At 59.2% G+C, this 10,578-nt stretch carries 6 protein-coding genes and 1 pseudogene; 3 read left to right on the plus strand and 4 right to left on the minus strand.

Going from position 1 to position 10,578, the window contains the following annotated elements; translation table 11 throughout:
* Positions 1-6: 6 nt before the first annotated feature.
* Positions 7-1,002, plus strand: coding sequence for a hypothetical protein (locus OXR00_RS15950; protein ID WP_267389272.1), 996 nt, complete (start codon positions 7-9; stop codon positions 1,000-1,002).
* 868 nt (positions 1,003-1,870) lie between these two features.
* On the opposite strand, the pseudogene OXR00_RS15955 reads toward OXR00_RS15950, so the two are convergent.
* From OXR00_RS15955 to OXR00_RS15970, 4 genes and pseudogenes are all read right to left on the minus strand, one after another.
* A pseudogene (locus OXR00_RS15955) lies at positions 1,871-1,996 on the minus strand (IS5/IS1182 family transposase); the annotation flags it as partial.
* Positions 1,997-2,471: 475 nt separating this feature from the next.
* On the minus strand, positions 2,472-3,053 hold the full coding sequence (locus OXR00_RS15960; RefSeq protein WP_267389279.1) for an FxDxF family PEP-CTERM protein: 582 nt from the start codon (positions 3,051-3,053) through the stop codon (positions 2,472-2,474).
* 1,044 nt (positions 3,054-4,097) lie between these two features.
* Positions 4,098-4,289 carry a hypothetical protein gene (locus OXR00_RS15965; protein WP_267389273.1) on the minus strand — a complete coding sequence of 64 codons (192 nt, stop codon included), beginning with the start codon at positions 4,287-4,289 and terminating at the stop codon, positions 4,098-4,100.
* Positions 4,290-5,890: 1,601 nt separating this feature from the next.
* Positions 5,891-6,346: a DUF4174 domain-containing protein gene (locus OXR00_RS15970; protein WP_267389274.1), complete on the minus strand. Its 456-nt coding sequence runs from the start codon at positions 6,344-6,346 to the stop codon at positions 5,891-5,893.
* A gap of 331 nt (positions 6,347-6,677) precedes the next feature.
* Between OXR00_RS15970 and OXR00_RS15975 the strand changes: the two genes are divergently transcribed.
* A complete protein-coding gene (locus OXR00_RS15975) occupies positions 6,678-8,576 on the plus strand; it encodes an NPCBM/NEW2 domain-containing protein (RefSeq protein WP_267389275.1) in 1,899 nt (632 codons plus the stop codon).
* 54 nt (positions 8,577-8,630) lie between these two features.
* Positions 8,631-10,247 (plus strand): alpha-L-arabinofuranosidase C-terminal domain-containing protein, encoded by a 1,617-nt coding sequence (locus tag OXR00_RS15980; RefSeq protein WP_267389276.1) that lies wholly within the window; start codon positions 8,631-8,633, stop codon positions 10,245-10,247.
* The last annotated feature ends 331 nt before the right edge of the window (positions 10,248-10,578 follow it).

Below are 10,578 nucleotides of genomic sequence, written 5' to 3' on the forward strand. Positions count from 1 at the left end.
GAGCGAATGGTTGCTCATATCTCTCCAACTCGCTTGCAAATCCAATCATCTAATATTGACTTGGCTGTCTCAAAATGGAACTTTTTAGCGATGGGGCGCACCACATTCAGCTCGATTTTCATCGCGTCACCGATCGCCTTTATTGGTTGCCCGGCATTAGCCAGTTTCTCACCACGTACTGTCGAGGCAACGTCTGTCTCTGTAAAGTTTGAAACTGACGGGCGCCTGCCTGGAATTCGCCAATCGTACGTCATAGTAGACGTTCCGACGTATATGCGGCCCGAGGTAACGGCGCCCTTCCAAAACATCATTCTTGCCGAAGGATCTTATCCATTCCAGAGCCAACGCGGCCTCACAAGCCGGAACTTGACTCTGCGAGGCAACGCCAATGCAGAGATAGCAAGCTTTACTAATCTGGAGAAATCCTCCGAACCTGGTGGCGATGTCATAGACGCTGTGATCGAGGATCATTCTCGCCGCGTCGAATTCTTGAGAAATCGTATAGAGACTTTACGTCTCGGGGGTGGCGATCCGCTGACGATCTCCGGCTTAAAAGTTCGGCTTAAGCGCGCTGAGGCGGCCCGCAGTGTGGCTTTAGCCAGACGAGCGATAGACGGACTTGCTGACACAGACTGTAAGACGCGGCGCAACGGAACCTGCGTCTTAGCAGTAGCTACGACGCACACTTCAGACGTACAGCGTCCGCGCAAGCCAGTGCAAAGGCATATCATGCTTTCAAAGCGTTTGAGGCCGTCAACAGCCTCACTTGGCAGCGCCGCCAACTTCCAGGCTCATAAGCCGGTGAGACGAACGGTAGGACATCAAGGTTCGACGGCCGACCTGCTTGCATCGGCTAAGCATTCGCTGGCCACCGCTCGCAGTCAGCTGACCGGGATGCCGACGCGATCACTTACCGCATATGATAGGAACGAAACTACTGTTGCCGGGCTCCTGCGCTGGCCAGGTAGTGAAGCATGGTCGCTTTCTGCTAAGCGCGCATAGAACCTCTGCGGTTGACGGCTAGGGCAACGCATCTTGCTCTGATTAGGTTTAAATGTTGAATCGAAGATACACGGTGCACGATAGTAAGCCGGTGTTACTGCACACCGACGACTGGGATCAATGGCTACACGGCAGCTGCGACGACGCGCTAACGTTTCAGGCGCGATGTTTCCCGGATCACTTGATTGCGATGGAGCGGACAAGCGAGCCTTGGGTGAGCGGAAGGCTACGGGGAGGCGCGGGGCCTGATCTGGATGTCTGAAGGTGGTGGAAAGCGGCTCGTCCGCTTTCAGGAAGCAGGCAGTGGTAAGCAGCCATTCGTCAGGAGGCGGGCAGGGGCTCAAAGATCGCCTCCCTCGTGGTAAGTTCACCGGCCGCTTTGAGGCGCGAAACGTCTCTTCTGCGATTGTAAAGGCGAACCTTTCGGGCGCTTTCGCTCTTTGAAGCCGCGCGGCTGCTATCTTGTCACCTATCGCGCCAAGGCCTGCCGCTGCGTCGGCTCTTGCGCGATAGAGCTTGCCGTTGATCGCCAGGCTGCCGGATGCTCGACCGTTTAGCCCTCACCGACCGTGCTAATCCAGTCTTGAAAAATTTCTGCTGTTCTTTTTAAGACATTCTTAACCAACGTGACCACGCGATCGCGAACATTGGTCCAGTTTTGCCTTGAATGAGAGCCATGTACTCCTTGCGCGCGGTCCTTCGGAGATACTGATCATTGGCAAGATCTTTGCTCTGTTCGATCGCGCTAAGAGGTGTTTCCGAATGATCACACGCGGAAGCTCGCTCGGTGCTAATTGTCGCAAACGCAGTACGATTGTTTTGAGGAACGGTGATCTTCTAAGAGCCCGTGTCGATCTCGTGCATTACGAGCCAAGCGCCTGATGAGCACCATAGCTGAGGCGGCATAGAGGAAGGCGGTTGCCGACAGGGCGCTTCGCTCAAAGTCTTTGGCGAGGCGGCGATTGCGATTGAGCTAGGCGAAGGTTCGCTCGACAGGTGCAAGCTCATCACGTAGCTTGCTGCATTTCCGCACCCCGGCATCAATATGCTCTCTTATTTGCGTTGTTATAGCTTGGGGCAGCCTCCCGGGTCAGTCGGGTGACGAGAACGACGCGATTTTGGCGTTCAAACCTGTAAATGGCTGGGGTGCGGCCCACCGATCCTTCTACTCTTTTGACACAAGACGGGTAATACGAGTACGCGGGCGAGCGCAATCATGTCGGCCATAAATGTCTAGTTAACGTCTTTGGCTGCACGGCGTGCGCAAAGGAGCGCCACATGCGAAATTGGCTTTGGAAATTTTACGACGCTGTTGTTGTTACGGTGCTTGCATTAATCGGCGCAGGTATAGTCTTCACACTCACAGCCGCCGTGGTACATCGCTGACTATTCTTCGGATTTACGCTCAGCAATATACAAAAGGGCTCCGGTTTCCCGGAGCCACTCGCAATTAAACGTTGCCGTTCTGCTTACGCGAACGCGACGTTCGTCGACTTGCGACGGTAGCGCATTGCGGCACCCATGCCGACGAAGCCGAGGATCATCATGCCCCACGTCGCGGTCTCAGGAACCGACGGCGTGAACGCGATGCTGCCACCGTACGAACCGTTGCCGCGCGAGATGCCCGATACCAAGATCGTGTTGGCGCCAGCCGAAAGCATAATGCCAGCGCCCGAGGCGATCTCTACGATGCCGTTGACCGACTTGCTGATTGTCGCCGCTGCGCCGTTAATCAGCACTGAGGTGAAGTCCAGGTCGGTAGGTCCGTGGAACTTTGCAGCAACTGTAGTCACCGAGCCACCACCGACGCCGTTGGTCGGCAGGAGGAAGTTGAACGTATCGGTGAAAGCGCCCTTGGATGTGATCGTATTGCCCAGGTTAGCCGAGATCGAGCCACGATAGCTCGCGTCGACGTTCGACGGAGTGACGCTGAAGCTCGCCTTCGGTGCAAGGGTGGACGTGCCGGTGATTACGCAGTTGCCTGGCTCGCAGGTCACGTTGGCGTAAGCGGCAGGGGCCCCAAGAACCGTCGCAGCAACGCCGGCCATCATCAAAACAGATTTACGCATACATACTTCCTCTCAGTTTAAACGATTTCGCCACCTCAGACGGGTAAAGTACGCGCGAGACGCATTTTCGTTACCTGCGCGTTAACGTTCCGTAGAAATCCTGAAAGGGGGATCTGCCCCATATTGAGCAGTTGCAGCATTTTAATCTATTTTAATCCCCGTTAGCCAGCCGATGCCAGCTAGGCATAACCTCTTAAGGTTACTAGGCCGGGGCACCCCTTGCTCCGGCCTAGGTTTGTTGATTCCGTATGGCACCGTCCCCGAGCTTCTGTAAGCCCGACAAGCGGAGCTGACCGACTGAACGCTCGTGAGCGCTACCCTCGTGTACCAGCGGCAAAGACGGTGATTAGCTCGCTGATATGAAAGTCGGATATGCCACGGGCGACGCGACGTGATCCACCCGAACCCTCCAGTAGAACAACCCCACGTGATCGGTTCCGTCCAACCGGTCGCACTTTTTCTCAAAAAGTTCGGTGATACCAAACACCTAACCTAAGTATGCGAGAAAAAAAACGAAGCTAGTCTTCGCAGATGCAGCATGAATGCATTTCGAGTCTAGGGACGAAAAATTGAGTTTGAAGCGGCAGTATTTGCGCCTCGCTCTGTTCTGAAGTTATAATTTACCGCTGACGCGACTGCGCCGCAGCATAATCCCGCTTGCGGATGCTGCAGCTGCTTCGATTGACCTTCTGACTGCGAGCCTCAATGTAATCTACGTTACGTTTTGTTTCATATTGGGGCGCACCGATGAAGTTCTCGCGCGAAGCTAGCACTCAAGAAAATCGTTTCAACGCAAGGTCAAAAACCCGCACTGCGCATCGTCGGCGTTCGCTAGGCTTCTGGAGCCTAGAACCTGTTGCACGTGCGAGCTTGAGCCATGAAACCGAAGTGGTGCGCGCGCTCGCCATAGCGGTCCCTATCTCATTGGCACTATGGTCGCCGTTGATTGCGGCCGCCGTTTACTTCGCCTGATACGGTCGCAGCGGGTGGCATTTGCTTCCTGATCGTCACGAGAGATCTATTTCGTCAATGTTGCGGTGGCGTACGCTGTCGTAGTTGGTCGAGACGGTCGATGATCTCAAGGTATCTCGCCACACCATCTCGGTCGTGATCTGCGGCGAGCTCAGTAATACGATCGATCACCCATTCGTGCGCGCTATCGCCGTGGATCCTCTCGATCGCCAGCGCCTCGGCCCATCGTTCTTCATCAGGTGTCATTCACTAGTTCCGCCTTCAGCAGCGCCACACCCCGGCCGTATCGCCTAATAGTAAGGCGCAACCGCTCGGCACCTAAGGGTGGATCAGTTTCGAGCGGCTGCGAGTGGTCGGCCCCCTGAAGCATTCTGCTGCGCTTCCAAACCGATATGACGATCTACGATAATCACGCCCAAGGCAATTGAGCAAGGTTCAGAGGAGTGCGTGTGTGACGCGGCCTCCTAGTTGACGCTAACGCCTGACTTTGCGTCATCCTCAGCTCTATGCTGCATATGGCTTCTCGATGCCGGCGACGGCAATACACCGGGCAGAAACCACGCCGTGATCGCGTGCATAACGACCGGTCCGTCTACATCCGCAAGCGATCGGATGCCCAGCGCCGTGGTGTCTGCTCCCTTGAGTTTCTGGCATGGTGCACCCCGGCAAGCATACCGCCCCGCAACTGCTAGCAAATAATGCAGAGTTACCGCGGTATAACCCCGCGACGGAATACACACCCTCAGTCGGGGCGGTCCGCTTCTAAGTGATTGTTTTCACTGTAGTCGCTGGAGCGGCCGAAGGGATACGAACCCTCGACCCCAACCTTGGCAAGGTTCCCAGCGGTTCGTTGCGTACTGGCCTATCGACTAGGCTGGCGCGACTTCCCTTCATTCGCCCGCAACATAGCCATCAGAACCCTATGTCTAGCCGCGCGCCGGCATACCGGAAGGAGACACGCGCCGACTGCGAGTTGGTGCCGGACGCGATCACACCGGTTGTGCCCGGCAATGCGCTGAAGCCCGAGATCGTGTTGCCTTGGAAAGCACAAGTTTTCGTATCGCGGCGTCCATTCCTTGATGCACCAGACTTCGGCGCTACCGCGCCTGCCTCGGCCTTCTTCAGGATGCCAATGATCCGCTCTTCCGGAAGTTGCTTCCGCTTTGTTCCGGTCGTCCCTTTGATGAGCCGGTCTTAGGCCCCACTGGATGAAGAAACGGGGGTCACGTCACGATGAATGAATGTCTGGAGTTGGGGAGGCGAAAAGGCCACGGGATTGCCGGCTTCTCGGTCGTTGCGCCGAGGGGCAGGGAAAGACAGCTATCCCGCAGTCGCTGACCAATACCGGACCTACTGCGGTCGGCCACTTGCCGCTGAAGGGCATCGGGTGCGATAATCCCAAAAATGCGACGATCGTTCTTAATTATTGCAGGGGTGGCGGCGTTAGCGGGTGCAGGCGGTTGTCAGCGCAACGAAGCGGCCGTTTGCAGGACATCGCCACCGGAGAGCTCGGAGGACTATCAGCGCTGGGCTGATGCCGTCTCCGCTGCGCGATGCAAGTTTATGCATCTTGAGCCTACTCCGGCAGAGCGCCAAGGACCGCTTCGGACGTCAGCTAATCGCCACGCCGGCTGAGTAGCCGCCGTTCCGGCTCCCACCACCTTAAGCCGTTTCGCGGTCGCTTTCGAACGCCTTATGGCAGACTTTCAAGCGACATGAACAGGCGACTGGAGTTGGAAAGCCGAAAACGCATCCCCAACGGCCGGGATTGGGTCTTCGCGTGTGGGTACCGATTACGCGCGGTTTTGAGGGAAAGTGACTTGCTCTGATACTCGAGCTGAACGGTGCTAACGCTTGCCGCCGCGACGCATCGGCATCGCATCGATCAATTCTTCAAGCGCGGCGGCAGAGAGGGGTTGTGTTCCGCGCAGCTTGCTGCCACCATCCTTACCGATAAGGGTAACCGCAAAACCGGCGATCGGTAATCTGTAGCGCTGCCGTAGCGTAGCCGCCGAATTGCTTGCTCCCACTACGTCGTTCCCTATGACTTCGACGATCTTAATGTCGCGCTCTTCCGCGCCCGCCCCCCATCGAGCGATGATGCGACGTTGTTCGTTGAGCGAAGGATTGTTCGCATCAGGCGCGCTGACCAGCAATACACGCTTTTCCCACTTCATCAAAGAGAGGCTTGCGGGGCCTGCGGCCATCAGCGACATGGTCATGAGCAGCTTTAACGTGATCATCCATAGAGAACGCGTGGCGTTGCTCGACGTTTCGTCCGGGCAAGATCGCGCGAGGATCAACAATCTCCCGAAGCGAGCGGGATCGCGTCAGGCGGTAAGTGAATAAAGAATCATCATCGCCTGTCGCGTTTAGCTCAGGTGAACGGGTGTCCGCTTTACCGAAGCTGTCGCTCTGTCGCGGACGTCCTGGTATTGGTCACCTCCGCGGCACAACAGAGACTACCAACCCGACATTGGCCTACGCTTTGCAGATCGTTACCCCAGACATCGCCGCCCACAACCATGGAACCGGCGCAATTCGCCCACTTCGCGCTTTTCTCGTGCCAATTGTAGGGGTAGCCAACGGGGCGGGTCGTCGACACGATACCCGAAAGCAGGGGGGGGATCGAAGATGACCAAGGGTTGGAGTGTCTTGCTGCTGGCCGCGATCGCGATGCCGTGCTTCGCCAACGCAACGGCCGATCCTCTGGCGCCAACCGGGCGCTGGTCCGCCAACACGGCCGGGCGCGCGGCGACGCCGCCGATGGGCTGGAACAGCTACAACGCGTTTGAATTTGCGATTGATGAGGACAAGATCCTCTACACCGCTCAGAAGCTGGTCGATAGCGGGCTCGCTGCCAAAGGCTATCGCTACATCAACCTCGATGAAGGGTGGGTGCTCAAGCGGCGCGTGTCCGATGGGCACATGATCCTGCGCGCGGACAAGTTCCCCTCGGCGAAGGTCGGCGGCGACACGCCGACGTTCCGCCCGCTCACCGATCGCCTGCACGCGATGGGGCTGAAGGCGGGGATCTATTCGGAACTCGGTCGCAACACCTGCGGTGAAGCTTTCGGTACGAGCGATGTCGATCTGCCCAAGGGCAACGTGCTCGAACGCGAGGTCGGGCTGTACGGCCATCTCGATCAGGACATGGCGCTCTATTTCAAGGATTGGGGCTTCGATTACGTCAAGGTCGATGGCTGCGGCCTGCGCGACTATGGCCCCGATACCGAGCGCGTGAAATCGGGCAAGTTCCGCGCGCTGCCGCCGATCATGGATTCGAACGAGGTCACGCGCACCGACATTCCCGCGATCCAGGCGATGTTCCGCCAGATCAACGCAGCGCTGGTGCGCGATAATCCCGACGGCGACTATATCCTGTCGCTGTGCATCTGGGGCGCCGCCAACGTGCGCGAATGGGGCAAGGATTACGGTGGCGTATCGCGCACCAGCGACGACATCGCACCGGCGTGGGGGCGTCTGCTCGTCAACTACGACAGCGCGGTCACGCGCACGCTCTACGGGCATCCGGGATCGTGGAACGACCCGGACATGCTCTTCATCGGCACCGGCGATTTCGATTCGCATCATCTGACCGAGGCGCGCTCGCATTTCGCCTTATGGGCCATGCTCAGCGCGCCGCTCATTATGGGTGCGGACCTGCGCAAGACGCCGCAATCGCTGATGGACATCTTCGGCAACGCCGACATCATCGCGCTCGATCAGGATCCAGCGGGCAATCAGGCGGTGCTCGCCTATGACACCAGCGACCTGCACATCCTCGTCAAGACGCTGGCGTCGGGCGACAAGGCGGTGGCGATCTTCAATCGCGGTTCGGCCCCGCTCGATGTCAGTTTGCGCAGCTCGCACCTGAAATTCTCGGACGCCGCACCGATCGAGCTAACCGATCTGTGGAGCAAGCAGAAGACCAGCTTCACCGGGCGCACCAAGCTGCATGTCGACCCGCGCGAGACGCTGATCTTCCGCGCCCACGGCACGCGCGCGCTTCAGGACGGTTCTTACCTGTCCGAACAGCCCGGCAGCGTGAACCCGGCGGTCGATGGCCTGACGAGCCCGGCGGTCGATCCGACCATCTTCCGCACCGTCGCCGGCTGGGCAGGGACCGGCGGTTCGGGCGACCGTCCGAGCTACGCCGGCTGGGGCGGCGCGCGTCCGGACAGCACGCCTTATGGAAAGGTGCTGGAGATGGCGGGAAAGCAATATGACGCGGGCATCGGCATTCTCGCCAACAGCCGGATGGAGGTTCGCAACACGACGGCGCGGCGCTTTGTCGCGACTGTCGGCATCGATGACAGCGCAACCGATAAGACCCACCCCGCGACTTTTGCGGTTTATGGCGACGGCAAACTGCTCGCCACCAGCCCGGCGATGGCGTGGGGTACGCCAGCACGACCGCTGTCGGTGTCGGTCGCAGGCGTCAAGATGATTGAGCTGGTGGCGCGCGCCCCCGGCGGCGACAATGCGCGGTTGCCCGTCACCTGGGGTGGGGCGGCGCTGATGGCGCGCTGAGCGGTCGTTTACGACCAGAGATTGCACACCGCAACGGTATGAAAGGGGGCCGGGATGAGGAAGATTTTGGGGGCGATCGCCATCGCAGCGGCAACGGCAGCAACGCCGGCGATGCCGCAGCAGACAAAGGCCGCGCCGATCCGAGTGACGATCACGGCGGACGGCATCGGCCCGCGCATCGATCACAACATCTTCGGCCAGTTCGCCGAGAATTTGGGCACCGGCATCTATGGCGGCGTCTGGGTAGGCGAAGGCTCGCCCATCCCCAACGTGCGCGGGATCCGCACCGATGTCGTCACTGCTTTGAAGGCGCTTCAGGTGCCGAGCGTACGTTGGCCTGGCGGATGCTTCGCCGACGAATATCATTGGCGGAACGGCATCGGCCCGCACGCCAAGCGCGGCGTCACTGTCAACGGCAGTTGGGGCAACGCGCTGGAAAAGAACGACTTTGGTACCGACGAGTTCTTCGACTTTATCCACCAGATCGGGTCGCAGGCCTACATCTCGGTCAACATGGGGTCGGGCAGCGTCAAGGAAGCCGCCGACTGGATGGCGTATATGACCGCCGATGCGGGCACGACCGCAGGCGCGGAACGCGCCGCCAACGGCCACCCCGCACCCTATGAGGTCAAGTTCCTCGGCCTCGGCAATGAAAGCTGGAGCTGCGGCGGGGCCTATCGGTCGGAGTATTATGTCGACGAGATGAAGCGGTACGCACGTTTCGCGCGCAATCTCAACCTCAAGCAGCAGGGCACTGACAATCCGGCGGGCGGTTCGGTGGCGGGCACGAACCCGATGCAGCGCATCGCGGTCGGTCCGGGTGGCGCCAGCACCGACTATTCCGAAACGGTGATGCGGGCGTGGAAGGCGCACGACTGGAGCTGGGGCATCGAGGGGCTGTCGATGCACAATTACACCTGGGTCAGTTGGCCGCCCTCCTACGCCAGCACCGGCTTTGGCGAGCGCGAATATGCAACGCTCGTCAAGGATACGCTGAAGATGGAGGACATGATCCGCACCCAGTCGGCCGTGATGGACAAATATGATCCCGACAAGAAGGTCTCGCTCGTCATCGACGAATGGGGCGTGTGGCTGGCCAAGCTTCCCGGCAGCCGCGACGGCTTCCTCAATCAGCAGAATTCGATCCGTGACGCGATCATCGCCTCGATCAACCTCGACACTTTCGCGCGCCATGCCGATCGCGTGCGGATGACCGCGATCGCGCAGATGGTGAACGTGCTTCAGGCGATGATCCTGACTGACGGGCCGAAGATGGTGCTGACGCCGACCTATCACCTGTTCAAAATGTACGTGCCGTTCCAGGATGCGACGCGCCTGCCGATCACCTTCGACGCGGGCACCTACCGCTTCGGCGACGTCAGCGTGCCGCGCATCGATGCAATCGCTGCGCGGGGAAAGGACGGCAAACTGTGGATCGCGCTCACCAATGTCGATCCCAACGCGCCGGCGCAGATCGATGCGCAGATCACAGGCGTTCGCGCGCAGACCGCATCGGGCACGGTGCTGACCGCCGACCGGGTCGACGCGATTAACACTTACGTCAAGCCGGACACGGTAGTGCCCCGGCCGATCAGCGCGCGCGTGCAAAGCGGGCGGATTGCGCTGACGTTGCCGGCGAAATCGGTCACGGTGCTGTCGGTTGCGCTGTAGTGCGCTGCCGGCAAAGCCGGTCGCAAATCCCGGTAAGTCCCGCCTGTGCTGCCGGCGAATGGAAATGACCGGTATGTCCTATTCGGCCTGTCAACACGCTGCCGACCGCCGATTATAGCAATATGAATAAGTGTCCGAAGCTGGGCGCGCAAAAAGGGCAATGGATGTCGTATTGTGGGTCTTTCGAGGCGGTACCGCCTACCGCACTACCTTCGTGGCGCGCCTGCCGCCCATCCATGCTAGAAACGGGCGGCACCTAAAACCTGACGTGCGCCAGCAATATCACTTCGGGAAATGAATCCCACAAAGCTTATTGCCATCGGGGTCGCGG

Origin of the sequence: Sphingomonas sp. GC_Shp_3, from assembly GCF_026540945.1 — a bacterium.
Taxonomy (GTDB): Bacteria; Pseudomonadota; Alphaproteobacteria; order Sphingomonadales; family Sphingomonadaceae; genus Sphingomonas.